Below are 24,443 nucleotides of genomic sequence, written 5' to 3'. Positions count from 1 at the left end.
AGACATGAAGAGAAATCCGATTTGGACGGCCGTCAACGGAATCGGCCTGCTACTACTCATTTTCATTTTTGCAATGCCATTCGTCTGGATGATCTCCACCTCTTTTAAAACGTTAGGTGAAACGATGACCTTCCCGCCGAAATGGATTCCGAACCAATTGCTGTGGGAGAACTTTTCGAGAGCATGGAATTCAGGGCCGTTCCTGAAGTATTTGCTGAATAGCACGATTGTCTCTGTCGGCATTCTTGTTCTGCAATTTGCGACGATCATCCCTGCGGCTTACGCATTTGCGCGCTATCGATTCAAAGGGAGCAATTTCTTCTTCGGTGTGACGATGGTTACGTTGATGATTCCGACACAACTTATTTTTCTTCCGGTCTATTTGCAGATGAGTTCATGGGGGCTGTTGGATACGCTTTGGGCATTAATATTGCCGTTTGCGTCAAGTGCGTTTGGGATATTCCTTTTGCGCCAGTCATTCAAGCAAGTCCCGGAAGAGTTATTAGAAGCTGCTCGGTTGGATCAGGCGAGTGAATGGAAGATCATTATGAAAATCATGGTGCCGATGGCGAAGCCTGTCCTCATTACATTCGGGATGTTCAGCTTTATCGCCCATTGGAATGATTATTTCTGGCCGCTCGTCATGACAACGACTGATGCTTCCCGTACGTTGCCGCTCGGAATTTCGAAGCTTCGTGAGGTGGATGGCGGTGTCGCCTGGAATATTTTAATGGCGGGGAACCTCATATTGGTCATTCCGATCCTATTCATTTTCTTCTTCGCCCAACGGCAAATCATTCGCGCATTTGTCTACACGGGTGTGAAGTAAAGTGAAACTTCAATCAGTGAGGTTTTTCCACTGATTGTTAGTTGAACCAATCGGGCTTTTACTGGCTGTTGATCCCCTACTGAGAATTTTAGATTCCTCTATAATTTTTGAAGTTGGGTCTTACAGCCAGTTAAAGCGGGATAAAAACAGCTAAGACAGAGTAAATTCCATGAAAGCGGGTGAGCAGATGGAACAGTTGACGATTTCGTTTGTCATCCCTTCCTACAATGAGGCGGGGAATATTGCTAACGTGATGAAGGCAATTTCAGATGAAATGGCGCACCAGCAAATGGCATATGAGGTGTTGTTCGTCGATGACGGCAGCACGGATGGGACAATGATTGAAATTAGAGATATTCAATATACGTACCCGGAAGCTGAATATGTTTCATTCACACGGAACTTCGGGAAAGAGGCTGCGATTATAGCTGGACTGCAACATGCAAAAGGACATGCGGTCATTTTGATGGATGCTGATTTACAGCATCCTCCCGCTTTAATATCCGAGCTATTGAAAGGTTTTGAAGAGGGGTATGACCAAGTGATTGCGAAACGCAATCGGAAAGGGGATTCTCGTCTCCGGTCGCTGTTATCGAGTGCCTATTATCGCATTGTCAATAAAGCGATCGACGTTCAGTTGAATGACGGGGAAGGGGACTTCCGGTTGTTGAGCAGGCGTGCGGTCGACTCGCTTTTATTGCTCAGCGAAGGTAATCGTTTCTCCAAAGGGCTATATGCTTGGATTGGATTAGAGCAAAAGACGATTACCTATGAAAATGTCACACGTCAGCACGGGGAGACGAAATGGTCTTTTTCGAAGCTGCTGAACTATGCGATCGACGGAATCGTTTCGTTTAACACGAAACCGCTGCGTCTTTGCATGTATATCGGATTAGCGACATTGACATCAGCATTGGTGTACATTTTCGTCACACTTATTGGCATCTTCCTTCATGGTGTGGCGGTGCCCGGGTATTTCACGACGATTTCCGCTGTCCTTTTCTTGGGTGGAATCCAATTGTTATCTCTCGGAATCATCGGCGAATACATCGGAAGGATTTACAATGAAACGAAAAAACGCCCGCATTATTTAGTTCGGCAGACGAGCGTCGAAGCAAAACGGGAAGGCCAGGCGACAGTGCATGGCTCGTGAGTTCAATGCGTTTTTCATTGTAGGTGTTGTCAATACAGTGGTTTACTACGGTCTTTATTTGGGCGGAGTGCACGTATTGCATTTGCAATACGTGATCGCCCATTTTGCGGCGGTCATCATAAGCATGGTCGGATCATTTTTACTGAACAGCTATGTTACATACGGTGTGAAACCGACATGGAAAAAGTTCTTCCTGTTTCCGGTCACCCAATTTGTGAATATCGGAGTGACGTTCATCGTCCTCTTTGTTCTCGTCGAGTGGCTGAACATGAATAGCAGCATCGCTCCACTCGCCGCCTTGGTCGTAACCGTGCCGATCACGTTCGTTGTAACCGGGAGGGTGCTAAAAACTGCATGAACAGACAAAGGACATCACAGTGGATCGCTATATGGGCCGCAAGCCTTGTTATCGCGGTCCTCAGCCATCTTTTTTTTCTAACGGAATTTTTCAAAGGGCGTTATATGACAGGGCTGAACGACGGCCTGTCCCAAATGATTCCGTTCAAATACTTTCTTTATAATTTGTATACGAGCGGGGAGTTTTTCTACTCGGAGAGCTTCGGACTGGGCGGCGGCGTATTCTCGCAGCTAGGGTATTATTTTTCCACGTCGATTGTCTTTATCGTGACCGTACTCATCACGTTCCTGCTTGAGAAGATCGGGGTCATCTCGACGCCAGACTTGTTTTACTGGGCGAATACACTCATCGTTATTAGCATTTTGCGAATGACGTGCATCATTGCACTGACTACATATTTTTTCAGGACAATTCGATTCCATTGCATTCCTGCTTTTATCGGCGCCGTCCTTTACGGCACGAGTGTCATTTATTTTAGGCATGTGACATATTGGGAGTTTTTTGCCGATGCGATGCTATTCTTTCCGTTGTTGCTCATTGGCGTGGAAAGAATACTGCAAAATGGGAAGGGCGGATTGTTCATCGCAGCAGTCGCGCTTAATATGATCGACAATTTCTACTTCGCGTATGTAAATTTCTTGCTCGCCTTTTTGTACATCCTTTTCCGTTGGCTGTTCCCGCTTTTCATTGAAGAGACGGAGAAGGGGAAGCAGGTGAAGCTGTTTCTCGTTGGAGGGATTGCAGGGGCGGGGATTAGCGCTCCGTTTTTCATTCCGTCCGTCTACGGGTATTTGAACAATTTCAGGCCGGAGTATGAGGATTCCATTCCTCTATTTGGGGCGGTCGATAACTTGCTGCTCCATGGAAGGATTGTCATACTGCCTGCTTTCGTGCTGCTTTGCCTGTTGATGATTCCTCTTTACAAAAACCGTGCATTCAGGTTTTTTGCTAGCAGTACAATCGTGCTATGCGTAATGCATTATAGCCCGTTTGTCGGCAGTGTGTTCAACGGCTTTTCTGCGCCGCAATACAGATGGGAGCATTATCTTTCCCTTATGGCAGGGGGGACGGCAGCGGCTGCACTTCAACAGTTGCGCACGGTGCGGCTACAAAATATTGTCATCTCCGCGACCGTTGCAACCGGGCTCTATATTGTGTTTTACACGTTCGATCCGAAGCTTAAAATCCAAATGCACGAGTCTTATTTGCTCATTTGCGCCGGTGTCACGATTGCATTGTTATTTGTTTTCTATTGGAAAAAAAAGCGGTGGGCAATGTGTCTCCTGATTGCATTTATTTTATTCACATCAGTGCTCACGGCGAATATGTTCCAGGAAGAAAAGCTGACATATCGGGACAATGGCAAAAATAAAGGCCCTGACTACGGCATCACTCGGGAGTATATGGAAAGCGAGCATTATTACGGGGTGGATCAGCGGGCATTGATCGAGGACGTGTTGGCTGCTGAAACGGATCCGCTTGCAAGAATTGACTGGATGATTGAAACGAGGAACAATACGCCAATTGTCCAAGACTTCAACGGGATGAGCGTGTACTCGAGCATTTTGAACAAACATTTGCTGTTATTTTATTTACAGGATCTCCAGATCGACATGAGACGGGAGAGCGTCAGCAGATATGCTTCTCTCGGTGACCGGGCAAATCTGTACAGCATTTTGAATGGCAGCTATGCGATTCGGAAGGAAGGCGGGGATCCGGTTCCTTTCGGGTTTGCGGAAATCGCGAGGGAAGGTGAGTACATAGCATATAAAAATGACTACCTCCTTCCGTTCGCTCGTACGACATCTGTCCTTTACTCTGAAGAGGATCTCAAGGATGAACCCGCACTTGCCAAAGAGCATGCGATGTTAAATGGAATCATTTTACCCGACGTCGAAGGGGCGGAAATTCCTGAGCTGGTGGATATTGCTGACGAAGTGACGTTTGAACCTGTGAATGCAACGTATGAGGATGGGATTTTGCATGTAGCGGATGGCGAGGGGGGAATCGACGTCGTTATGGGGGAAACGGATTTGAAAGTGGACAGCTTCCTGTCGTTCTTCATTCAACGGAAAACGACTGATAAGGCTTTTAATTTGAAAGTGAACGGGTTCACGACCGAACGGAAGGAAAATGACTCGATCTACAGGACGAATGTTAACGATTTGACGATCAGAGTGCCGTCCGAAAAACGGATTGCTATCAGGGTGCCGAAAGGGAAATACGACCTGCGCGACTTTTCATTGTATACGGAGGATTATTCGTTATTGAAAGCAGTGAAAGCGCAAAGCGACCAGGAAGCGCCTATCGATGTAAGTTGGAACGGGAGCAATGCGAAGATCGTGTTGGACAATCATAAAGGGGATTCTCATATCGTCCTTCCGATTCCATTCGAGAAGGGATGGACTGCGAAACGGAATGGTGAGAAAACACCGATTCTACAGGCGAATTATGCCTTTACGGGCATTGAACTCGAGAACGGGAAGAATGAAATTGAGTTAACGTATTACCCGCCTTATTTCTGGCCATCACTCGGACTGAGTATCCTGTCGATATTGTTTTCGGTTTATTGGACTAGGAGAAATGAAAAGGCTTCAAAGGCAGCTTTTTATAATTAGCTTTGACGAATAGCGAAGGGTTCGATTTGTAGAATTTCTACATTAGATTATCGTAACCCTATCGCTTTCGCCGCTTTTAGGTCGAAGAAGACCCTTATGAAGTACGAGCTCTTCTGCCAATCTTGCAAACATAATCCATCAGCTTGCTATGGACTCCTGGGAATAGCGTAAAAAAGATGTCCATTGTTCTTCGCATAGGCATCGGACAAATTAACGGGGTATTATGATGAACGCCCTTCAGTGCAATCTTTGCCAGCTTTTCAGGAGCCATCAGCTTTTGTTTTTTCATCTGCTGAACCATTTTTTCCTTATCAATGTTAATAGCAATAGCATTTGAAAAAATGGGTGTATCTACAAATGTGGGACAAAGTGCACTTACTTTCACACCATATTCTTTTGCCTCATAATGTAGTGAAGTTGTGAGACCGACTACAGCGTGTTTCGTTGCTGAATATGCCGAAGTCAGAGGAGAGGGCCCGAGTCCTGCTGCAGATGCTGTATTGACAATATGGCCAAAGCCTTGCTCTTTCATGATGCTATATCCAATCTGTGTCCCATGGATGACTCCCCATAGATTCACATCCACAATATGTTTCCAGTCATCTGCTGAAACATCAAATAACTCGCCATACATCGTAATTCCTGCATTGTTAAATAGATAATCTAGCCTCTCGAATTCTTGGAAAGTGTTCCTCATTAACTCTTCTACACTTGTTTGATCAATTACATTTACATATTCATATCGCGAACAGTTCGCTTGTCGATTAAGTTCGTCCTCCAAAACCTTTCCTTCACTCATATTCACATCCGCTATGATGACAAATACCTGTTGTGAAATGAGTTCTCTACAAAGTGCTTTCCCAATACCTGACGCTCCGCCAGTTACAATCGCTACTTTTCTATTTGTGTTCATTGGTTAATGCCAAAGGAACCATTGTATTTTGGTCAATTGCGTTTTTGATCACATGGGCGTATTCATCTGAAACGATTTTTGCTCCGGGGCTGTTCAAATGTATTCCATCCAAGGTAAGCTTTAAACCACGCTTAGCTGATAATTGATCGATTTTTTCTGCTTTTTTATAGAAGAACACATCAAACATGACCCGAAACGGATTGGTGGAAATATAATCTGAACTAGTCTCGTTAGTTAATGCTTTTTCAAAAACGGCATGAAGATCCAAATAATGTACGTGCTCCTTTGCACTTAACGATTTGATGAGCATACATAATTCTTTAACTTCCCTGTTGGAAGGATTATCAAAATGTTCACCAACTAAAGCAGGTGAAACCATCACCACCATTTTGGAAGAAGAATTTACGATTTCTAAAATCTGTTGGTAAACCTCTTTAAATTCCTCAAGATTTTCTACTACTGGCTGCGCCTTAACATTTAAAAGCTTTGAATACACGTCATTTGTACCAATCCAAAGGAATGCCAAATCAAAATCATCATCTAGTCCTGTTTTTGTTAAACGACTATATAGACTTTTTACTGTCTCCCCAGGTTTTCCGAGATTTACAAACAAATCCTTTGGAAATCTCACTTTTAACATATTTGCAAATGAAACACCTGGACGCCCCTCAGTTAAACTGTCACCGATTAATGCGATCTTCATGTAATTTTCCCCTTTTCTTTATTGAACTTAAAAAGATGGTGATTGCTTGTTCAAATAAAGGCTCAAGTGACTGTAATGGCTGTGTATTCGTCAATTGGCATAGCCCCCCAAGCCAAGTCCCTACTAGTGCAGTCCATTCATCAACGTTTCCATTTTCAAACTCCCCGCGTTCAATTCCCTCTAAAAAGATTGAACGATAAGTGCTCATTGGCACTACTGCAAGTTCATATAACTTTCGGACTGATTCCGGTGATGATTTAGGATTTGCGCCCAATTCCTGTCCTGCCTTTAGCAGAGGCGTTTGATAATTGTACAGAACATGTTTGGCCATCCCGTACCATTTTTCAGTGGCAGACGAATAGTTTGGTTCTTTTTCCATCCATTTGGCATACCATTCATGCATGGAATTCTGAGCTAATAGAACAAATAGCTTTTCCTTGTTTTCAAAGTGATAGTAGATGTGGCCTTTACTGTATCCGGATGCTTTAGAAATATCTCCGATTGAAGTCTGATTGTACCCATACAGTGAAAACAATTCATAAGCTTTTTCCCTAATAATTCGTTTTGCCTCTTCGCTGTCATAACGCCTACTCAATTCATAAAGATCTCCTTCCGTTGATTTGAACGATTGTTCTAATTCTATTTTATTACTTATTTATCCAAATAGATATACAGATAATCACTTTTCGTAAAATTGACACAAATAAAAAAGAGCAACAATTTACGTTGCTCTTCAACTAAGCTTGTTATTAATGCTTATTATTTATTTATTTATTTATTGAACAAGTGTTGGTAGCAATGATACCGTGCAATTCCGGTCTTCGTCGATTCCTTTTCCATCCGTACGATGTGTGAAATGATTCATGTTTTCATAAATTAAGGCTGCGTTCTGCTTAAGCGTCTCGTCATTCAAATCAATGGATGACACGACGATTTGCTCATCCTGGATATCAATAACCCGGAATGACTGCTCATCTAAACAAGCTGCAGTTTGAACGAACGTCCAGTTGCCTTCTTTCACAATCGAATCGCGATGCGTATGGCCATTGAAATACATGCCGATGCCTTTCTTTTGCTCTAATAAACTCCGCATATCAATGCCCGGATGGATGGATCCGTTGTTCAGCTCCGATCCTTTTGTTGTGTTGTGCACGGGATGATGTGCAAACACAAGTAACGGCTTTTCTCCTGAATTTTGAATGACGTGCTCGAACCATTCCAATTGCTCGTCATCTATCCAGCCGCCCCAACATTCATAATCCAATTCTCGAGCCGTATCCAAAAATGCAAATACCGCCTGCTCCGTTTCGAATGAATGGTATTGTTTCTGCCCAGTCAAGGCGAGAAGCTCTTGTTTCGTCAATGAGTAGTTGTCATGATTCCCTAACACGTGGATGAATTCACGGGAATCACCGATCAGGGAATAGATGTTGTGCAATTCGTGCGCCATGCCGTAATTGGTTAAATCACCGAGAGAGACGTGCAAACGTGCGTCGATCGCCAAAAACTGATCGATGAATTCCTTGTAAAACGATGCACGCGCCTCTAACAAACCTGGTACTCTTTCATCGACTGCCGGATAATGCAAATCACTGAACAATGCAATTTTCAATGGAATGCTCCTCTCAAAATGGATTCGACTCCATCATACCTACTCAATGTGAAGTGCATATAGCAATCTTGTTAATAGAGTGTAAAATCAGACTCCTTTAGTGAGGAATGCTTGTGTTTACCATGGTTTTGCTCGAGTTCGGTGAAGTTATGCGCGAGTTCAGCATACTTTTGCGCGAGTTTCGCATAGTTATGCTCGGGTTTGCTATACTTTTGATCACTTTGTGACTTTCGACCTCCGGAAATTAAACATCACAACCGTCATTTACAACCCTCTTAACTCCTCATTCAACTTCTCCGCCTGCTTCCTGAAATATGCATAGAAGGACAGCCAGATGATTGAGTAGAACGCGATGAAGATAAGGAGCATGCCGATGAATCCTTTCATCGTGAACGGGATCCATCCAATGATAAACGCAACGATAAAATAAAGGGCAGTGACACTAAGAAAATGCAATGTCGTTTGTACCGGCAACGTCAGTCTTTCGTTTTCAAACAGCAAAGGAGTCACCGTGAAGAACCAGCCGCAAAACATAGTTCCGAGAGCATTTTTTCCGAGGATTGCCGCATCCAACATTTCTTTATCGCCAATATAGATAACCGCTAAGATCGTAACAAGTGCGAGGAATGAGCCGAAAAAGATGCCGAGTATACTTCTCGTTATAAACGTTTTCATCCGTTTTTCCTCCTGTTCATTTTTAATGCTTCCTTGATGCCACTCACGTATGTGCGTGAAACGTATTCTTTCGCGCCGGATTTGAAATGGACGACTAATGTGCCGTTGAACGAGGCTTCGAATCGGCTTAACTCATGGAGATTGGCAATAACCGATTTTGATAGTCGAATAAATTTCGAAGAAGGCAGCATTTCCTCAAGCTCATACAATTTCTCTTTTAATGAAAAGGAGCCGGAAGACGTAACAGCCACAACGCCTTCCTTTTCCGTATGGAAGTAATGAATTTCATCAGGTTTCAAAATATGCTGCATCTCGCCGTCTCGACCGACGAGAAACTCAGTCTTCTTTCCTTTCAAAATATCAAGAATTTCCTTTATCGAATCATCCACTTCATTGCAATGGATCGTCACTTTGGTCTCTTCGTAAATTTCGTCAATGTCCAGTGTTACTTTCATTTTGTACAACCCCTCCTCGGTTCCTAGTAGTAGGATACCATTTCAAGGAAGATTTTCGCAGTCTATTTCCAAAACGTAGAACCAATAAGGAGATGGCAGTGGCGATGACGATAAATCCGATAGATTGAAGTGTTGCTGCATTCCACTCCAACTGCCCATTCCAAACGGCGATGAATAATTGATTCATATGATAGACGGGATTGAAATCGGCGATGACTTGCACGAATTTCGGCATCATGTTGATCGGCATCGTGAACCCGCCGGTGAACATGACGACTTGGAAAATGACAATGGAGAAGACGAGTGCGGCATTCATGCTTGTGAAAAGCGAGTAGATGGCTGACGAAATAATAAGCAATGCTGCGTTCAGTAGCATGAACAACCCGAAGGCCAAGACAAAGTTGACCGGTTGGAATGAAAGATCATAAGCGATTAGACCGATAAAGAACACGAGGAAATATCCGAAGCTCGTAATGATGATGGACCGTAAAATGTTCGACAGCAACAACGTCCTTTTCGGAACGGGGGATAAAATGATCCGTTTTTCTACGCCTGTCGTCCGGTTCATCACTTGGTCAAACCCGAATGCGAAAAAGACGACCCCAAATGTGATGAGCAAGATGAAGGAAGGGGTGTATGTTTCGGCATAATTGAGATTGCCGGCATATGTAACATCCCCGAAAAGCTGCCCCATGAACAAATACGTGACCGGTGGAACGATGATCGTGAACACCATATAGAAAATCTCCCGTGAGAACATGAGCAAGTCGTATTTTAATTGCGTCGCTAACATTGGTATTCCTCCTCAAATAGATACTTTTGATAAGTAAAATTCGTTAATCGATTTGTAGCCGGTTGAAAGTATCGCTTCTGTTGTATCAAACACTTCATTGACGCCTTCATTTAACAGCATCACTTTATCGCAATACAATTCAACTTCGTCCATATTGTGGGTCGTCAAAATGACCGTGCTGCCCGTGCGTCCGTTGTATTCGGAAATATATATCCAAAGCATATTCCGCATATGCGGATCGAGGCCAGTCGTTGGTTCATCCAAAATGAGCATTTTCGGTTCGGATAAAAAGGCGATCGCTAAGCTGACGATCTGCTTCCAACCGCCCGATAATTTGTCGAAGTATTTCTTCCGATGCGGTTCAAGTTTGAAGTCGGTGATGATCTGCTCGATATCTATCGGTGATTTGTAATACGCTTTGAACAGTTTTAGCAGTTCGACAACTTTCAATGTTTTATAAAATTGGGTAGGCTGCAGTACCGCTGAGATATCTTTTCGCACATGTTCAAGCTGACTAGTCGAGAGAGCTTGAAGTTCTTTATCGAATATGAGCACATTCCCGTCGTCATACGGTTTTAACGTCATGAGGATTTCAAGGAACGTCGATTTGCCCGCCCCGTTTTTACCGATGACCCCGATGATTTCACCCGCCTCTGCTTTGAAATCGATACCTCGTAGCACTTTGTTGTCCCCATATGCCTTTTGTAAATTGCTGACACGCACAATTTCCATTTCAAATCCCTCCGTCGCTGTTCTTTGTACACTTACTATATACAGACAATCAGAATCCGTATGCAGGTTTTCGATGACCGGTCGTTATTTTACGGTCAGTTGCAAAAAAGCACCTGTCAGTTGCATTCGGCGGACACGTCATTGGAAATATGATCGAGTTTGAGGGAGTTTTGCGCGAGTTCAGGTGAGTAATGCGCGAGTTTGAGGGAGTTATGATCAAGTTCGGGCAAGTTATGCGCGAGTTTGCTATACTTATGCTCATTTTGGGACCTTCAGCGTATTCAAGACAAGTTGATAAAGAAGGAAAATGGTGAATCTTTGTGGAAGTAAGATTAGGTTGGGGGTGACTATATGGTTTCATTACAACCGATTAAACGAAGCAAACTGAGAATATTTGCAGGGAAGAAAGTATATAGATTGAAACGCTATGGTGAATGGCTGTTTGACGGAAAAAAGTATGCGCGCAAAAGACTCGAAGAAAAACTTCCGTATGTCGTGATGAAGCACCGGACGCCTTTGCTGAGGCAATTGAAAGATGTCGATATGCAGCTGCAACGGAATAAAATCATTAATTTACAGCTCGCTACAAAACGATTGCATAAAGTCGTGATCGAGCCGGGCGAAACGTTCTCATACTGGCGGCTGATCGGCAATACGACGAAGCGGAAAGGGTATGTCGACGGCATGATTCTCCATTATGGAAAGGTGACTGTCGGGACGGGCGGGGGGCTCTGCCAGCTGTCGAACCTCATTTATTGGATCACGCTGCATACGCCATTGACTGTGACAGAGCGCTATCGCCACAGTTATGACGTCTTTCCCGATTCAAATCGCAGTCAGCCATTCGGCAGCGGGGCGACGTGTGCGTACAATTATTTGGATTTGCAAATTAAGAACGAAACCCGAACGCCATATCAGCTGATGGTTTACTTAACGGACACGCATCTTAACGGGGAATGGCGTTCGGCGGTACCACCAACTCGAACGTACGAGATTTACGAAAAAGATCATCATTTCACAAGAGAATTATGGGGCGGCTACGTCCGTCATAATTCGATTTTTCGGAAAGTATACGACGCAGAAGGGAACCAGATCGACGATGAGTTCGTCACAGAGAATCATGCGATAACGATGTATGAGCCATTTCTAACATACGAGGGGGACGGGAAATGATTGTCATGATCAACGGGGCGTTCGGTGTCGGAAAGACATCGGTTGCGAATGAATTATTGCAAAGATTAGACGGAGCCATGCTGTTTGATCCGGAAGAGGTCGGGTTCATGCTGAGGAATATCATCCCGGCAGAAATGAAGTTGGAAGGCGAGAAAACGGGGGATTTTCAAGACTTGAACATGTGGAAGCCATTGACGGTCGAAGTGGCAAGACAGTTGCGCGAGACATATGGTAAAGATTTGATTGTGCCGATGACGATTTACAACAAGGACTATTTCAAGACAATCCATGGCGGTTTTTTGCAGGTCGATCCTGAAACGTATCATTTCTGTTTGACTGCGAAAAAGGAAACGATCCATGAGCGGTTGCTTGAACGCGGGGAAGAGGAAGGCAATTGGTGTTTCCAGCAGACGGATAAATGTCTTGCCGGCTTTGAAGACGACTGCTTTGAACAATTCATCCCGACTGACGAAATCGGGGTCAACGAGATTGCCGACTTTATTTGTAAGGAGATTGGAGCGAAGTCAATATGTTAGGTTTGAATAAAGATGTAGTCGCTTTAACTTCATATCGCGATGAATGGAAAGAGCTTTTCGCGCAGGAGAAGAACCTATTGGAATCGTTGATCGGGGAATACGTAGTAGACATTCAGCATATCGGAAGCACGGCGACCGAAGGGATTGCAGCAAAGCCAATGCTCGATGTCCTGATCGGCGTCAGTTCGTTGGATGATGTGAAGAAATTTGATAAGTACCGGTTGAAGGATGCGGATATTTATCATTTAGGGCGTGTGGAAATTGAAGGGAAGGAAGTCTTCGCCAAGTTCTCCGATTTGGAGGAATTGACGAAAACGCATGTCTATCACGTCGTTGAGTATGGAGGCGACTGGTGGAAGCAACACACGCTATTTAGGGACTATCTGAATGACCATCCTGACATCGCGAGACAATACGAAATGTTGAAGAAGGAAGCGGCGTTGAAATATCCAAATAATGAACGCCTCTATACAGAGGCAAAGAAAGCGTTTGTCGATGATGTACTGAAAAAGTGTAACATTCAACAAACTTAACAAATAATTTACATAATGCTTTTTCCCTATAACCTATAATTATAATTGACTATAGATCGTTAGGGGATGCTAGGAATTGAGAATGACAGTCGGAAAGAAGTTGTGGATTGGATTTTTAGCGATTCTATCCATTGTTCTGTTAGTCGGAGCATCCGGGTTATGGGCTCTATCCAAATTGGATGCGGAGTACCGTTATTTAATTGACGATAAAATAAAAAATGTAATCGTCATGGAACAACTATTGTCAGCCCAACATGCGGATGCAAAAAATATCCGCGGCTACATCATCTACCAAGAGCAATCATACGTGGAACAACGAAAAGAAATATTGGAATCCATTAAAGGACATATTAAAGAACTGGATCAAGCATTACATACTCCATCCGCACGCGATATTATGAAAGACGTGAAGGAGACAACTAAAAGCGCTGAGACAATTAGTGAACTAATCATCCGAGATGTACAGGCAGGCAATTTGGAAAGCGCGATGAACTTGGCAATGGAGGTTTCCTTCTATCAGGAGGAAGTTTCGGCCAATCTTCAACAGTTAATTCAACAGCAAGAAACGGAGCAAAAGAATACGGAAGAACAGTTACAAACTGTGTTGAAATGGATCTATTATCTGATTGGCGGTTTAATAGGATTTGCTGTCGTTTCAAGTATCGTTATCGCGCGAATCATTAGCCGCAGTATCGCCAAACCAGTTCGAAACATGACTGCTTCGCTCGCTAAACTAGCAAACGGGGATTTTACTGCAGGCCCAATTGCAGTGCGGAATAAAGATGAAATTGGAGAAATGGCAACAGCGCTAAATGGGATGACGGAAGACTTACGAGGGATTTTGACGACCGTCAAAGAGTCCGCCATCCAGCTTGCACTCCATGCTGAGGAACTATCCGCTAGCTCGGAAGAAAGTTTGGCTGCTTCTGAAACCGTTGCCGAAATAACGGAGCGGAATTTACTTGCGAGTGATGAGCAGGTCGGAAAAGTGAATGATTCCAATCGTTCTTTGAATGAAATGCTAAAAGGGATTGACCAAATTAGCGATGATAATGAAAGAATGCAACATGCTTCAACGGAAGTTGCTGACCTCGTTTTGGATGGAGCGTCAAGAATGCGAGAGGTAACGAGTCAGATGGGGAAAATTAGCTCGTCCATTCAGGAGTCATCTATCACTATTGGACAACTGGCAGCTCACTCGGAAAAAATCCGTGAAGTGACGTCATTCATTACAACGATGGCGGAGCAAACCAATTTACTAGCGTTGAATGCAGCAATTGAAGCTGCACGTGCTGGGGAACATGGCAAAGGGTTCGCAGTCGTTGCGGAAGAGGTTCGCCAACTTGCAGACCAATCGAAACGGTCAGCAGGGCATATCAGTCAAATGATTGATGAGATGGTTAGTAATGTGCAAAGAACGATCAAGAGTTCGGAAGAAAGCAATGGATTCATTACAAAAGGAAGGGAATTGTCGGAAAGGACCGGGGATGTGTTTCAACGAATCGAAGGTGCGACTTTGCTCATGAACGATGCGATGCATGATGTCTCAACGAAGATTAAGGAAGTCCGGTCCATGACGGATATCGTCTCCGCTGAATCGATTCATATCCAAGATCTCGCTTTGCAAACGTCAGCAGAAGCCCAATCAGCAAGTGCCGCAACAGAGGAGCAGCTATCCGCAAATGAAGAAATATCTGCAAATGCGCAGACGCTCGCAAGTCTCGCAGATCGCCTGTTAGATGACGTGAATCGGTTTACGATAGCTGAATAATTAAATAGGAAACGATAAGTCGTTCAACATCGGAGTGTTGGACGGCTTTTTGCATATAAACCATTACCCTGTTCTGTAGTGCGAGAAATGGTGTTACAATAAATATATAATTTTCAGACTATATATAAAGGCGGGGGATAGATGAGTACTTTATGGTTGGATTGGGCAAAAAGAATTCAGGCCTTGGCGCAGTCAGGTTTAGCTTTTTCGAAAGATATTTATGATATCGAGCGTTATGAGGAATTACGAGAAATAAGTGTAGAGATCATGGCGAAATATACCGACATAGAAGTAACGAAAATTAGGGATTTGTTTACGAATGAAACAGGCTATCAAACTCCGAAAGTAGATGTACGTGGTGTCGTCTTTCAAAATAATCAAATCCTCATGGTGAAAGAAAATATTGATAATAAGTGGGCTTTGCCAGGCGGTTTTTGTGATATTGGCTTATCCCCTTCAGAAAATGTAGTAAAGGAAATTAAAGAGGAATCCGGTTATGAGGTAATTCCGGTTAGGTTACTTGCATTATTAGATAAAAACAAGCACCCTCACCCTCCAGATCCTTACCATTATTATAAGATTTTTATATTGTGCGAAATTATTGGAGGAGAGCCCGCTGTAGGAATGGAAACGACTCAAGTTGAGTTCTTTTCGGAAAACAATTTACCTTTGCTCTCTACGAAGCGAAATACAGAATCACAAATAAAAATGCTCTTTGAATACTTGAAGAACCCTGACAAGGAAACAATCTTTGATTAATAGATATACATTCCACTGTCAGTAGAATCTCGTATTCAACCAATAGTTGATAGGCGATAAGGGAGCAATATGCTACGCTGAAAATAACAGTGCGCACTGAAACTTATTGGGGAGGTTGTTTACATGTTGGATACGCGAAAGGTTGGAAGCTACATATCAAAGCTTCGAAAAGAGAAGGATTGGACGCAGATGGAATTGGCGGATCGTCTGAATGTGAGTCATCAGGCTGTTTCGAAATGGGAACGGGGAGAATCATTGCCAGACCTCGGAACATTGATGAACATCGGACAGGCTTTTAGTGTGTCAGTAGATGAGTTGATGAATGGCGGGGCCGAGCGGGAAGGTTCCGTGTATGTCCATAATCTTGGTCGGATCGTAAAGGGGATTTCTGAGGATCGTCGTGAGGAAGTCGCGGAAATGATCAATGCGGGCGAAGCTGATATGGATGAATTGATTGAAGTCGCACCTTTATTGAGAGCGAGTGAATTGGCTGCCGTGACGGAGAAGGTTGATAAAAGCTTGTTCAATCATGACATGATTGTGAGGCTAGCACCGTTTGTAGAAACAGAGGTGTTGGATGAACTCGTACTCCAATCGATGGAAGAAAACGTCGACCTTGAACTGATTGGGAAACTGGCACCTTTTGTTAGCAGTAAAGCGTTAGGGGACATGCTGGACAAGGCTGTTACTGAAGGAGGGGATTTTGACGCTATCGTCCGGCTTGCACCTTTTGTGGAAAGAGCAGCGTTGGATAGACTTGTACTCCAGGCGAGGGAGGATGGCGTTGAGTTGGAGCAGATTGGGAAACTCGCTCCGTTTGTCAGCAGAGAAGCATTGTGGAATTTACTAGACAAGGCTGTTACGGATAAAGTAGATTCTGATACCGTCATCAAACTGGCGCCGTTTATTGGAAGAGAACATGTAGATAAATTGATTGAACGAGCTGTGGACGAGGACTTGGAATGGGAATTTGTTGTCAGATTAGCCCCGTTTTGCAGTCGGTCAATGTTAAATCAACTGGCGGAACGGGTAAAAGAGGGCGAATTGGATTCCAGTCGCTTAGTTTCTCTTGCACCTTTCATTGACAGAGAAGTGCTCAGCAGGATTATCGATCGGATGGATATGAGCAAATTTGCTCCGGAAACTATTGCTGAATTAGCGCCTTTTGTCGATAAAGGGACGTTAAGCAAATGGATTCAAGGTCTATTAGTAAAGTGATGGAAAAAGCGGCACCGAATCAATTTTGGTGCTGCCTTTTTATATGTTGAAAATTGAAGGATTTGGTACTCCTTTTGTCGAATAAAATACGATGTTGATTTTTGGCTAAAGTTGCCAACGGAGGGATTAAGAATGATTGTGAATAATGAGCGGTTAGCAATCAGGGAATTGATTGCTGAAGATAAATTCTTAATGGCTAAATGGTTGTCGGATCCCGAAGTTCTTCAGTTTTATGAAGGAAGAGATCGTCCATTGGATTTGGCGCAAGTCGAAGAGGATTTCTACGGGGAAGCGGAGGAAGAAACGCGGTGTCTCATTCTGTATGAGGAGCAGCCAATCGGGTATGTGCAATTCTATCCGGTTGGAGAAGAAGAGAGGCGGATTTATGGTTATATGGATCCGTCGGAAATCCTTTTCGGGATGGATCAGTTCATCGGCGAACCTACCTATTGGAATAAAGGAATTGGTACGCAGCTTGTCGAATTAATAGTAACGTATTTGTTGAATGAAAAGAACGCAGACCGCATCGTTATGGATCCTCAAACGTGGAATGAGCGGGCCGTCCGTTGCTATGAGAAATGTGGATTCAAAAAGGTGAAGCTCCTGCCGAAGCATGAATGGCATGAAGGGGAATATCGGGATTGCTGGCTCATTGAATATAGTAAGGAGTGAGGGTGTGAGTCCGAGAAACCGAGGGTCTGCCGTAATGATTGAAGAAGATAAGGTCGCTGTCATAAAGCGGAATCGAAATGGAATGGAGTATTATGTCTTTCCGGGCGGTGGAATTGAAGAAGGTGAAAGCCCAGAACAAGCAACAATCCGGGAGGTGTTTGAGGAAGTAGGGGTACATATCGACATAATACGACAACTAGGAACTGTTCAATTTAATGGAACGCAATACTATTTCTTGGCTAGAATCGTCGGGGGGCAATTCGGAACGGGGCAAGGCGAGGAATTCGAGGAAAATCGCAATCGGGGCCTATATGAACCGCAATGGCTACCAATCGCAAAGCTTGAGTCGCTAGATGTTCGTCCGATGGAAATTGTAAAAAGAATACAAATGGAAATTTGAAAAGTGGTTGGAGGAAACGGGAATGAGACTGAAAAGGATGAAAGCAATATTTGCAGCAAAACGGTTTGTCGATGAATACTTCCCTCATTGCCAAGCTGCGGTTCTTGCGGGAAGCGTCGTTAGGGGAGAAGAAACACCGACGTCTGATCTCGATATTGTTGTCTTTGATGATTTGCTCACTGAGGCGTACCGTGAATCCCGTATTGAATACAACTGGCCAATTGAAGTATTCGCACATACGTTAACCTCATACAAAACCTATTTTCGTTCTGATGCGGAACGGGCGCGTCCGAGCTTGCCCCGAATGGTAGCGGAAGGGATTGTATTAAAGGATTCCGGAATTCTAGCTACGATTAAAAACGAAGCCGCTGAGCTTTTGAATGAAGGGCCGCTCCCATGGTCTGAACAGACGTTGATGATGAAAAGGTATATGTTGACAGATGCGCTTGGGGATTTTCTAGGGACGCAAAATGAAGCGGAAGCGCTCTTCATTGCCAATACACTCGCCGAATCCATCCATGAATTTGTTCTCCGGACGAACGGGCATTGGATTGGTGCGTCAAAATGGATTGTCCGCGCGTTGAAACAGTACGATGAGGATTTTGCCGATCGATTTGTAGCTGCATTTGACGCATTTTATAAAACCGGCGATCGGGAAGGAATCATCACAATAACAGATGAAGTGTTAGCACCATATGGCGGGAGGCTTTTTGACGGGTATTCGTTAGGGAAGTGAGGGGTTTAAGGATGACAGTGACGTACGTAGATTGGGGCGGACATAAGTTGAAGCTTACGTGGATGCCGGATTTGATGCCACAACGGGAACTGGTCACAAGCGTCCATGCGTTTTGTTTTTATGAGGGGAAGCTGCTTATGGTGAACTTGAATGACCGGGGATGGGATTTTCCGGGTGGGCATATCGAAGTGGGCGAAACAGTGGAAGCGTGCGTTCGAAGGGAAGTGCTGGAGGAGGCCTATGTAATTGGGGATTGCCGGCTGCTCGGCGCCATTGAAATAAACCATGACGAAAATCCGCTATGGAATGAAACAAGTCCCTACCCGAAAGTCGGCTATCAAGCGTTTTATCGGATGGATATTACGGAATTCTTGCCGTTTGATGCAGGGTTCGAGTCGTCGGAACGGATGCTCATTCAACCGGAAGAGGTGAGCAGCTATTATAAAGGCTGGCACGACGTGTCTGAAGCGATAATGGAAACGGCTCTTAAGAAAATGCAAATATGAAAGCGAAACTACTGATTCCTCTTTTCGTTTTAGTTACAATATCGGTTGTATTCACAATTGCAATAAACCGACAAGATCCCAAAGTTGAACCTTTTTCAACTGAGGTCGGAATCCCGGAAACGAATTTGGATGTACTCACAATAACAGATGAGGCAGGCCGAACCTTTGAAATCGCCATAAAAGATATACCGATATTTAAAGCTTACTTGGATGCCCAGGATGATGCCGAAATTGAACTTGAACGAACGCAATATGAAATGATAAACAGCTCTTCCGAAGGGTATGTTCTCATTTTAAAATACGGCTGTGGAAATAAGCAATGTTCAACCCTCTTGATTAAAGCGAGAGACTCAGAAGTTTTTAGTGTCCCTTTATCAACCGGGATTTTTCAGGATTTCAAAATTTCGCCTGGACAAGATGAACTGTTAGTAAGATACGGTTACAACGAAGGCGGAGTTGTAGTTCGCCATATATTAATAGCAATCGATCTACAGAAAATGAAAGTGATCCCTTTCGAATCGACTGAACTAGCCGAAGAGTATATGTATACACCGACGTGGCCGATCGTTGACTATCAATGGATGGACGATGAAAAGTTCTCGATTGAAACATCCGATTTGACGTCATCCGATTTTGATACAGTTAAGGATTGGTACGCTTCAGGTGACCTGAAAACAAAAAGGGTAGAAATCTTGTTGAGCAAAACTGAGAGGCTAGACGCCTATGAGGTAATAGAGGAATGATAGCCGCTTACCGGATGGTTTTCTCTTGAATTAGCGAGTTTATCTATTGAATCGATGAAGTTATCTATTGCATACCGGGAGTTATCTATTGAATAGAGAAAGTTATCTATTGAATATCTAAATGTATCACCAAAACAGGACCTTTGCTCTACGTGAAATAAAGGCAGGTGGCTCAAATGAAAATACGGAAACTGCAGCATGATGAAACGCCGCCCAATGATCTGCTTCTGCTCGCCGATCCTTCTCGTGAACTCGTAGATGCGTACATCGCGGAAGGCGAATGCTACGTTGCCGAGGAGAACGGGGAAAGGATTGGCGTCTTTGTCGTAGTGGCATTAGACGCAAATACGATTGAGATTAAAAACATCGCCGTCCGTGAAGACAGGCAGGGACAGGGGATAGGGAAGAAACTTCTGCAAAGCGCAATAACGGTTGCTAAAGAAAACGGTTATCGGACTGTTGAAATCGGAACGGGAAATTCAAGCATCGGTCAGCTTTCGCTCTATCAGAAATGCGGTTTTCGCATTTCGAGCGTCATCAAAGACTTCTTCACCGATTACTATGACGAGGTCATTATGGAGAACGGCATTCAATGCATCGATATGATTCGACTTAGGTTGGAAATTCAGTAAACGAAAGAAGGGAATTTTGTTGGGAATACCAGAGAAATTAAAACGGGGAGATGAAATACGGATCATCGCACCAAGTCGAAGTGCGAGTATTCTTTCTGAAGAAGGCGTTCAAGTTGCAAAGGAACGATTGGAGAATTTAGGCTTTGTCGTTTCTTTTGGCAAACATGTCTTTGATAAAGATCTTCATAATTCCACTTCCATTCAGCAAAGGGTGGAGGATTTGCATGAGGCATTTGCCGATAAAAATGTAAAAGGCATATTGACGGTTATTGGCGGTTTCAATTCGAATGAACTTCTGCCGTACATAGATTATGAATTGATTAAAGAGAATCCAAAAGTGTTTTGCGGATATAGCGATATAACGGCAATCGGAACTGCGATTACAACACAAACCGGAATGGTCACGTACTCAGGACCTCATTTCTCAAGCTTTCAAATGAAGAAGGCGCAGGCATACCAAACACATTTCTTTAAGCAGTGTCTCATGCAGGATACGCCGTTTGAGTTGGAGCCATCTGAACAATGGACCGATGATGCATGGTATTTAGATCAGGAGAACCGGAATTTTGAAGAGACGGCTTGGAAAACGTATAATGCGGGCGAGGCAAGCGGGCAGCTATGGGGCGGAAATTTATGCACATTGAATTTGCTGCAAGGGACTACGTATATGCCAAGTATTGAAAATGCCATCTTATTTGTTGAAGACGATGAAATGACTACTCCCGAAACGTTCGCAAGGGATTTAACGTCTTTATTGCAAAATGCAAAGTCCATAAAGGCTCTCGTCATCGGCAGGTTTCAACGAGCATCGAAAATATCGGAGGAGCAACTTCTGTTCATTCTTGACAAACATCCACTATTGAAGGAGATTCCTGTTCTATATGATGTTGATTTTGGCCATACACAGCCGATGTTTACGTTTCCAATTGGCGGAGAGGTACAAGTGGATTCATTGAAGGGTTTATTAAAACTGGTAAGGTTTTAAGCTGGATATTCGAACGAAGTACTAATGAAATCGGAATTTCACAACAAAACACATCGGTATTAACAGACAGATTAACATACAAAAACGCTTGGGATCTTTATACCAAGCGCTTTTTTCATTTATCCATATTTAATTGTTGTGAAGAAGTGAGTTGCTTAAAAACAGATTCTATACCCTTACTTAATCTAATAAACCCACTGCAATTGTCCCTTTCTCATTTTTGCAATGTACATTATTTGCCCTGTGTGGTTATGCACTTCTCGCACCATTTGTACCATCATATCGAGTAAAGTTGATTCGTTGTCATTGGCACTAAAAGTAAGTGGGGGCATATTCAGATAGGGCTGCCAAACTAACAATTGGGGGTTTTGTTTTATGTCTTCTAAAATCTTAATAATTACATCAAATGATTCATCAGCAAGGATAAGAGCTTCTTCTTTTGATAATAGAAGTCCTCGTTCAAATTCTTTATTTCTATCTCTATTGTCTGGTACATTAAAAAATACTGTCTCAAGTCGTTGACGAACTGTTCCTCTAATATGTGATATTAGATTTGCTATGCTGTTACTCTCTGAGGAGGGATGCCATACAATATCTTCTTCTGATAATTGGTCTATTGCTTGATAAACCCATTTTTTTTCAGATTTAAACTTTTTCAATATGCTATCAATAAGTAAGATAGAAATATCCAAAGAGCTTCCTACTTTCTATTGAAAAACTATTTATTTCTGTTGTCTAAAATAAATGATCTTCTTTTCCATCCTGCTTAGTTAGTTTAAGATCATTTCTTCACAAACTCTTATACACATTATAACCTATTTCTCATTAAGTTCCGAAATTTCTTTCGATATTCAGGTGATTAACATCCTGAATATGAACCAACTACTACTTAGTAAAAGGAGGCGCTACTTTTGTTTGTTTAATCTTTGTGCTCCATCCGTCTGCTCATTCCTTGTAAATTGAATATTTGTTATGGTATAGGGCAGTCTAATCCTTAGAAAAAAATTGAAAGGATTGGATAAATTGTATTACTACAAGGAAGAGCTCATTAATATTATTACTCCTGATAAGCCAGACCCTGAAGCTGCAAGAGTTATGCAAGAAATATTAGGCGGTCATTTTGGTGAAATGAGAACAATGATGCAGTATTTTTTCCAAAGCTCTAATTTTAGAGGGAAAGAGACACAATATCGAGATTTGCTCCGTGGCGTTTTCTTGGAAGAAATCGCGCACGTCGAACTCGTTCAAAATACAATCAATCAGCTATTAAATGACTCTGGCTATTCTGCTGCTCCAGGAAACGCCGGCGCCGATCAAGCTCCACTTAACGACGCCACGAGACATGCAAATCCTCATCACTATATTATCGGCGCACAGTCTTCTCTACCAGTTGACGCTTCTGGTAACCCTTGGAATGGATCTTGGGTGTATGCTCATGGTAACCTTATCGGAGATTTACTAGACAATTTGGTACTCGAATCAACGGGAGTTCTCCAAAAAACTCGTATTTACGAAATGAGTTCAAATAAAACATTCCGTGAAACACTCGCATTCCTTATTGTTCGTGACAACGCGCATCAGAATGCCTTTGCGAAAGCGTTGGAGACGTTAGGTGTTGATTGGGGTAAGATACTCCCAATCCCTAATTATGATATAAACAAGTATCCTGAATGTAGAAAATATGTAGACATGGGATTCCATAATGCACAGTTTAACTTTAGGTTAGACCCTACTCGCATAGCCGAGATTTTCCAAGGTGAGTCACCGAGCAGGAATGCAGGTACACTCAATGTAGTTGACCCTCCTAAAGGTTTCCCTGTACCGATGATGCCTGAGATGCCTAATGAACATAGCCCTGGAACTCCAGATTTGAATCGATAAGAGTTCAGCCCCTAGGAAGATCTCCGGGGGCTTTTTGTGTCTTGTCGTTCCGAAAGAACAATTTCTTTTTGTCACAAATTAGTTGGGAGACAAACGGAAACTTTCCGATTACGCTGAAAGTAAAAGGTTGAAGGTTTCTGCGAGGGGGTTGCCTTGATGAGGCGAATGTTAATTCCACTACTGCTGTTTTCCACTATGATGATGACAGGTTGTGTCTATGAGTATACGGAAGAGGATGGCTACCGGATGGCGGTCATCAATGAAGGATTTCCGGTCCCTAAAAATGCCTATGAGCTAAAGCCGGAAGACTGTACATCGGAAATTGCGAAGTCGGCGAAGTATAGGTTGAAGGGCATCGGGGATGAAGAGGGTACCCCGCCTGCCGATTATTTGGAGGAAATTAAGAAGTGGGGATGGATTGAACTTGAAGACAAACGGGTCGGCCATGTTCATTACTTTGAGAAAAAGGGCAAGATCATGTCGCTCATCATTCAGGAGAATGTGTTTGATGTGTTTGAGATGAGCGATGATGTAGAGTTGTAATGAACAAACAGAGGATGGTGACGAATTAAGTCCATCCTCTTTTTTTGTTTGCCACCATCTATGAACCTTCCATATGGATGGTACACATGTTATGATATACATAACAAAAGGAAGGGGATGGTAAGAGTGGCTGAATCGGAAAAGATCACGATTAATATGAACGTCGTTGATTTAGGGAAAGTTGATCTATTGGTGGATCAAGGGTTTTATTCTAACCGAACAGATTTCATTCGAACTGCGATCCGTAGACAATTGGAAACGCATGCTGAAGAAGTGAAAGAGATCGTCACGAGGAAATCGTACGTCGTTGGGGTAGTGCGATACGGAAGAAAAGAATTAGAAGAGTTGCGTGATGCGAGTACGATGTTAGATGTGAAAGTGGCAGGATTACTGGTCATTGCAGATGACGTCAATGCAGAACTTGTAGAACAGACATTGGCTTCTGTGCAAGTAAAAGGTGTTTTGAAAGCGAATGTGGAAGTGAAATCGGCGATACAGAAGCTCTAAAAAGACG

General features: G+C 43.3%; 29 protein-coding genes. 20 read left to right on the top strand and 9 right to left on the bottom strand.

Features of this window, described 5'->3' with window-relative positions:
- Positions 1–4 precede the first annotated feature (4 nt).
- From MHZ92_RS03595 to MHZ92_RS03580, 4 genes are all read left to right on the top strand, one after another.
- Positions 5–829: a carbohydrate ABC transporter permease gene (locus MHZ92_RS03595; protein WP_239430177.1), complete on the top strand. Its 825-nt coding sequence runs from the start codon at positions 5–7 to the stop codon at positions 827–829.
- A gap of 187 nt (positions 830–1,016) precedes the next feature.
- Positions 1,017–1,982: a glycosyltransferase family 2 protein gene (locus MHZ92_RS03590; RefSeq protein ID WP_239430494.1), complete on the top strand. Its 966-nt coding sequence runs from the start codon at positions 1,017–1,019 to the stop codon at positions 1,980–1,982.
- The gene (locus tag MHZ92_RS03585; protein WP_239430176.1) at positions 1,972–2,340 is read left to right on the top strand and encodes a GtrA family protein; all 369 of its coding nucleotides are present in this window, start codon (positions 1,972–1,974) and stop codon (positions 2,338–2,340) included. The genes MHZ92_RS03590 and MHZ92_RS03585 overlap by 11 nt, the downstream gene beginning before the upstream one ends.
- Complete coding sequence (locus tag MHZ92_RS03580; RefSeq protein WP_239430175.1) at positions 2,337–4,958, top strand: YfhO family protein; 2,622 nt, start codon at positions 2,337–2,339, stop codon at positions 4,956–4,958. Before MHZ92_RS03585 ends, MHZ92_RS03580 begins: the two co-directional genes overlap by 4 nt.
- A gap of 94 nt (positions 4,959–5,052) precedes the next feature.
- Here the strand turns inward: MHZ92_RS03580 and MHZ92_RS03575 are convergent, their stop codons facing one another.
- The 8 genes from MHZ92_RS03575 to MHZ92_RS03540 all read right to left on the bottom strand — a co-directional run bounded on the left by MHZ92_RS03575 (position 5,053) and on the right by MHZ92_RS03540 (position 10,841).
- Positions 5,053–5,871 (bottom strand): SDR family NAD(P)-dependent oxidoreductase, encoded by an 819-nt coding sequence (locus MHZ92_RS03575; RefSeq protein WP_239430174.1) that lies wholly within the window; start codon positions 5,869–5,871, stop codon positions 5,053–5,055.
- Positions 5,858–6,574, bottom strand: a complete 717-nt coding sequence (locus tag MHZ92_RS03570; protein WP_239430173.1) for an SGNH/GDSL hydrolase family protein — start codon at positions 6,572–6,574, stop codon at positions 5,858–5,860. The genes MHZ92_RS03575 and MHZ92_RS03570 overlap by 14 nt, the downstream gene beginning before the upstream one ends.
- Complete coding sequence (locus tag MHZ92_RS03565; protein ID WP_239430172.1) at positions 6,552–7,169, bottom strand: TetR family transcriptional regulator C-terminal domain-containing protein; 618 nt, start codon at positions 7,167–7,169, stop codon at positions 6,552–6,554. The genes MHZ92_RS03570 and MHZ92_RS03565 overlap by 23 nt, the downstream gene beginning before the upstream one ends.
- 180 nt (positions 7,170–7,349) lie before the next feature.
- The gene (locus MHZ92_RS03560) at positions 7,350–8,186 is read right to left on the bottom strand and encodes a metallophosphoesterase family protein (protein WP_239430171.1); all 837 of its coding nucleotides are present in this window, start codon (positions 8,184–8,186) and stop codon (positions 7,350–7,352) included.
- Positions 8,187–8,450: 264 nt separating this feature from the next.
- The gene (locus tag MHZ92_RS03555; protein ID WP_239430170.1) at positions 8,451–8,861 is read right to left on the bottom strand and encodes a DUF3021 domain-containing protein; all 411 of its coding nucleotides are present in this window, start codon (positions 8,859–8,861) and stop codon (positions 8,451–8,453) included.
- Entirely contained in the window at positions 8,858–9,316 is a 459-nt protein-coding gene (locus MHZ92_RS03550) for a LytTR family DNA-binding domain-containing protein (RefSeq protein ID WP_239430169.1), read from the bottom strand. Before MHZ92_RS03550 ends, MHZ92_RS03555 begins: the two co-directional genes overlap by 4 nt.
- Positions 9,294–10,109: an ABC transporter permease gene (locus tag MHZ92_RS03545; RefSeq protein ID WP_239430168.1), complete on the bottom strand. Its 816-nt coding sequence runs from the start codon at positions 10,107–10,109 to the stop codon at positions 9,294–9,296. Before MHZ92_RS03545 ends, MHZ92_RS03550 begins: the two co-directional genes overlap by 23 nt.
- Positions 10,110–10,121: 12 nt before the next feature.
- Positions 10,122–10,841, bottom strand: a complete 720-nt coding sequence (locus tag MHZ92_RS03540) for an ABC transporter ATP-binding protein (protein WP_239430167.1) — start codon at positions 10,839–10,841, stop codon at positions 10,122–10,124.
- 351 nt (positions 10,842–11,192) lie between these two features.
- Between MHZ92_RS03540 and MHZ92_RS03535 the strand changes: the two genes are divergently transcribed.
- The 13 genes from MHZ92_RS03535 (at position 11,193) to MHZ92_RS03475 (ending at position 21,505) form a co-directional block, all read left to right on the top strand.
- Positions 11,193–12,014: a VanW family protein gene (locus MHZ92_RS03535; protein ID WP_239430166.1), complete on the top strand. Its 822-nt coding sequence runs from the start codon at positions 11,193–11,195 to the stop codon at positions 12,012–12,014.
- Positions 12,011–12,550 carry an AAA family ATPase gene (locus MHZ92_RS03530; RefSeq protein ID WP_239430165.1) on the top strand — a complete coding sequence of 180 codons (540 nt, stop codon included), beginning with the start codon at positions 12,011–12,013 and terminating at the stop codon, positions 12,548–12,550. The genes MHZ92_RS03535 and MHZ92_RS03530 overlap by 4 nt, the downstream gene beginning before the upstream one ends.
- Complete coding sequence (locus MHZ92_RS03525) at positions 12,544–13,083, top strand: GrpB family protein (protein WP_239430164.1); 540 nt, start codon at positions 12,544–12,546, stop codon at positions 13,081–13,083. Before MHZ92_RS03530 ends, MHZ92_RS03525 begins: the two co-directional genes overlap by 7 nt.
- 82 nt (positions 13,084–13,165) lie before the next feature.
- Complete coding sequence (locus tag MHZ92_RS03520; RefSeq protein WP_239430493.1) at positions 13,166–14,854, top strand: methyl-accepting chemotaxis protein; 1,689 nt, start codon at positions 13,166–13,168, stop codon at positions 14,852–14,854.
- A 141-nt stretch (positions 14,855–14,995) separates the two neighbouring features.
- A complete protein-coding gene (locus tag MHZ92_RS03515) occupies positions 14,996–15,613 on the top strand; it encodes an NUDIX hydrolase (RefSeq protein ID WP_239430163.1) in 618 nt (205 codons plus the stop codon).
- A 123-nt stretch (positions 15,614–15,736) separates the two neighbouring features.
- On the top strand, positions 15,737–16,831 hold the full coding sequence (locus MHZ92_RS03510) for a helix-turn-helix domain-containing protein (RefSeq protein ID WP_239430162.1): 1,095 nt from the start codon (positions 15,737–15,739) through the stop codon (positions 16,829–16,831).
- Positions 16,832–16,963: 132 nt separating this feature from the next.
- Entirely contained in the window at positions 16,964–17,503 is a 540-nt protein-coding gene (locus MHZ92_RS03505; protein ID WP_239430161.1) for a GNAT family N-acetyltransferase, read from the top strand.
- A gap of 34 nt (positions 17,504–17,537) precedes the next feature.
- The gene (locus tag MHZ92_RS03500; RefSeq protein ID WP_239430492.1) at positions 17,538–17,903 is read left to right on the top strand and encodes an NUDIX hydrolase; all 366 of its coding nucleotides are present in this window, start codon (positions 17,538–17,540) and stop codon (positions 17,901–17,903) included.
- A 22-nt stretch (positions 17,904–17,925) separates the two neighbouring features.
- On the top strand, positions 17,926–18,639 hold the full coding sequence (locus MHZ92_RS03495) for a nucleotidyltransferase domain-containing protein (protein WP_239430160.1): 714 nt from the start codon (positions 17,926–17,928) through the stop codon (positions 18,637–18,639).
- A gap of 11 nt (positions 18,640–18,650) precedes the next feature.
- The gene (locus tag MHZ92_RS03490) at positions 18,651–19,145 is read left to right on the top strand and encodes an NUDIX hydrolase (RefSeq protein WP_239430159.1); all 495 of its coding nucleotides are present in this window, start codon (positions 18,651–18,653) and stop codon (positions 19,143–19,145) included.
- Complete coding sequence (locus MHZ92_RS03485; RefSeq protein ID WP_239430158.1) at positions 19,142–19,888, top strand: hypothetical protein; 747 nt, start codon at positions 19,142–19,144, stop codon at positions 19,886–19,888. Before MHZ92_RS03490 ends, MHZ92_RS03485 begins: the two co-directional genes overlap by 4 nt.
- 176 nt (positions 19,889–20,064) lie before the next feature.
- A complete protein-coding gene (locus tag MHZ92_RS03480; RefSeq protein WP_239430157.1) occupies positions 20,065–20,520 on the top strand; it encodes a GNAT family N-acetyltransferase in 456 nt (151 codons plus the stop codon).
- Between the two features lie 19 nt (positions 20,521–20,539).
- On the top strand, positions 20,540–21,505 hold the full coding sequence (locus MHZ92_RS03475) for a S66 family peptidase (protein ID WP_239430156.1): 966 nt from the start codon (positions 20,540–20,542) through the stop codon (positions 21,503–21,505).
- A 185-nt stretch (positions 21,506–21,690) separates the two neighbouring features.
- On the opposite strand, the gene MHZ92_RS03470 is transcribed toward MHZ92_RS03475, so the two are convergent.
- Positions 21,691–22,197 carry a DUF1572 family protein gene (locus MHZ92_RS03470; protein ID WP_239430155.1) on the bottom strand — a complete coding sequence of 169 codons (507 nt, stop codon included), beginning with the start codon at positions 22,195–22,197 and terminating at the stop codon, positions 21,691–21,693.
- Positions 22,198–22,528: 331 nt separating this feature from the next.
- Between MHZ92_RS03470 and MHZ92_RS03465 the strand changes: the two genes are divergently transcribed.
- The 3 genes from MHZ92_RS03465 (at position 22,529) to MHZ92_RS03455 (ending at position 24,436) form a co-directional block, all read left to right on the top strand.
- A complete protein-coding gene (locus tag MHZ92_RS03465) occupies positions 22,529–23,386 on the top strand; it encodes a manganese catalase family protein (RefSeq protein ID WP_239430491.1) in 858 nt (285 codons plus the stop codon).
- 156 nt (positions 23,387–23,542) lie between these two features.
- Positions 23,543–23,929: a hypothetical protein gene (locus MHZ92_RS03460; RefSeq protein WP_239430154.1), complete on the top strand. Its 387-nt coding sequence runs from the start codon at positions 23,543–23,545 to the stop codon at positions 23,927–23,929.
- 126 nt (positions 23,930–24,055) lie between these two features.
- Positions 24,056–24,436 (top strand): CopG family transcriptional regulator, encoded by a 381-nt coding sequence (locus MHZ92_RS03455; protein WP_239430153.1) that lies wholly within the window; start codon positions 24,056–24,058, stop codon positions 24,434–24,436.
- The last annotated feature ends 7 nt before the right edge of the window (positions 24,437–24,443 follow it).

It is taken from the genome of Sporosarcina sp. ACRSL, assembly GCF_022346605.1.
Taxonomy (GTDB): Bacteria; Bacillota; Bacilli; order Bacillales_A; family Planococcaceae; genus Sporosarcina.
The sequence above is the reverse complement of the archived record's forward strand: the minus strand, read 5'-3'. Positions and strand labels throughout refer to the sequence as shown.

What these genes read in the sequence shown, in the direction of transcription:
- MHZ92_RS03595 (WP_239430177.1), top strand. Translation starts at nt 5, where the DNA reads ATGAAGAGAAATCCGATTTGGACGGCCGTCAACGGAATCGGCCTGCTA.
- MHZ92_RS03590 (WP_239430494.1), top strand. Translation starts at nt 1,017, where the DNA reads ATGGAACAGTTGACGATTTCGTTTGTCATCCCTTCCTACAATGAGGCG.
- MHZ92_RS03585 (WP_239430176.1), top strand. Translation starts at nt 1,972, where the DNA reads ATGGCTCGTGAGTTCAATGCGTTTTTCATTGTAGGTGTTGTCAATACA.
- MHZ92_RS03580 (WP_239430175.1), top strand. Translation starts at nt 2,337, where the DNA reads ATGAACAGACAAAGGACATCACAGTGGATCGCTATATGGGCCGCAAGC.
- MHZ92_RS03575 (WP_239430174.1), bottom strand. Translation starts at nt 5,871, where the DNA reads ATGAACACAAATAGAAAAGTAGCGATTGTAACTGGCGGAGCGTCAGGT.
- MHZ92_RS03570 (WP_239430173.1), bottom strand. Translation starts at nt 6,574, where the DNA reads ATGAAGATCGCATTAATCGGTGACAGTTTAACTGAGGGGCGTCCAGGT.
- MHZ92_RS03555 (WP_239430170.1), bottom strand. Translation starts at nt 8,861, where the DNA reads ATGAAAACGTTTATAACGAGAAGTATACTCGGCATCTTTTTCGGCTCA.
- MHZ92_RS03550 (WP_239430169.1), bottom strand. Translation starts at nt 9,316, where the DNA reads ATGAAAGTAACACTGGACATTGACGAAATTTACGAAGAGACCAAAGTG.
- MHZ92_RS03545 (WP_239430168.1), bottom strand. Translation starts at nt 10,109, where the DNA reads ATGTTAGCGACGCAATTAAAATACGACTTGCTCATGTTCTCACGGGAG.
- MHZ92_RS03540 (WP_239430167.1), bottom strand. Translation starts at nt 10,841, where the DNA reads ATGGAAATTGTGCGTGTCAGCAATTTACAAAAGGCATATGGGGACAAC.
- MHZ92_RS03535 (WP_239430166.1), top strand. Translation starts at nt 11,193, where the DNA reads ATGGTTTCATTACAACCGATTAAACGAAGCAAACTGAGAATATTTGCA.
- MHZ92_RS03530 (WP_239430165.1), top strand. Translation starts at nt 12,011, where the DNA reads ATGATTGTCATGATCAACGGGGCGTTCGGTGTCGGAAAGACATCGGTT.
- MHZ92_RS03525 (WP_239430164.1), top strand. Translation starts at nt 12,544, where the DNA reads ATGTTAGGTTTGAATAAAGATGTAGTCGCTTTAACTTCATATCGCGAT.
- MHZ92_RS03520 (WP_239430493.1), top strand. Translation starts at nt 13,166, where the DNA reads ATGACAGTCGGAAAGAAGTTGTGGATTGGATTTTTAGCGATTCTATCC.
- MHZ92_RS03515 (WP_239430163.1), top strand. Translation starts at nt 14,996, where the DNA reads ATGAGTACTTTATGGTTGGATTGGGCAAAAAGAATTCAGGCCTTGGCG.
- MHZ92_RS03510 (WP_239430162.1), top strand. Translation starts at nt 15,737, where the DNA reads ATGTTGGATACGCGAAAGGTTGGAAGCTACATATCAAAGCTTCGAAAA.
- MHZ92_RS03505 (WP_239430161.1), top strand. Translation starts at nt 16,964, where the DNA reads ATGATTGTGAATAATGAGCGGTTAGCAATCAGGGAATTGATTGCTGAA.
- MHZ92_RS03500 (WP_239430492.1), top strand. Translation starts at nt 17,538, where the DNA reads ATGATTGAAGAAGATAAGGTCGCTGTCATAAAGCGGAATCGAAATGGA.
- MHZ92_RS03495 (WP_239430160.1), top strand. Translation starts at nt 17,926, where the DNA reads ATGAGACTGAAAAGGATGAAAGCAATATTTGCAGCAAAACGGTTTGTC.
- MHZ92_RS03490 (WP_239430159.1), top strand. Translation starts at nt 18,651, where the DNA reads ATGACAGTGACGTACGTAGATTGGGGCGGACATAAGTTGAAGCTTACG.
- MHZ92_RS03485 (WP_239430158.1), top strand. Translation starts at nt 19,142, where the DNA reads ATGAAAGCGAAACTACTGATTCCTCTTTTCGTTTTAGTTACAATATCG.
- MHZ92_RS03480 (WP_239430157.1), top strand. Translation starts at nt 20,065, where the DNA reads ATGAAAATACGGAAACTGCAGCATGATGAAACGCCGCCCAATGATCTG.
- MHZ92_RS03460 (WP_239430154.1), top strand. Translation starts at nt 23,543, where the DNA reads ATGAGGCGAATGTTAATTCCACTACTGCTGTTTTCCACTATGATGATG.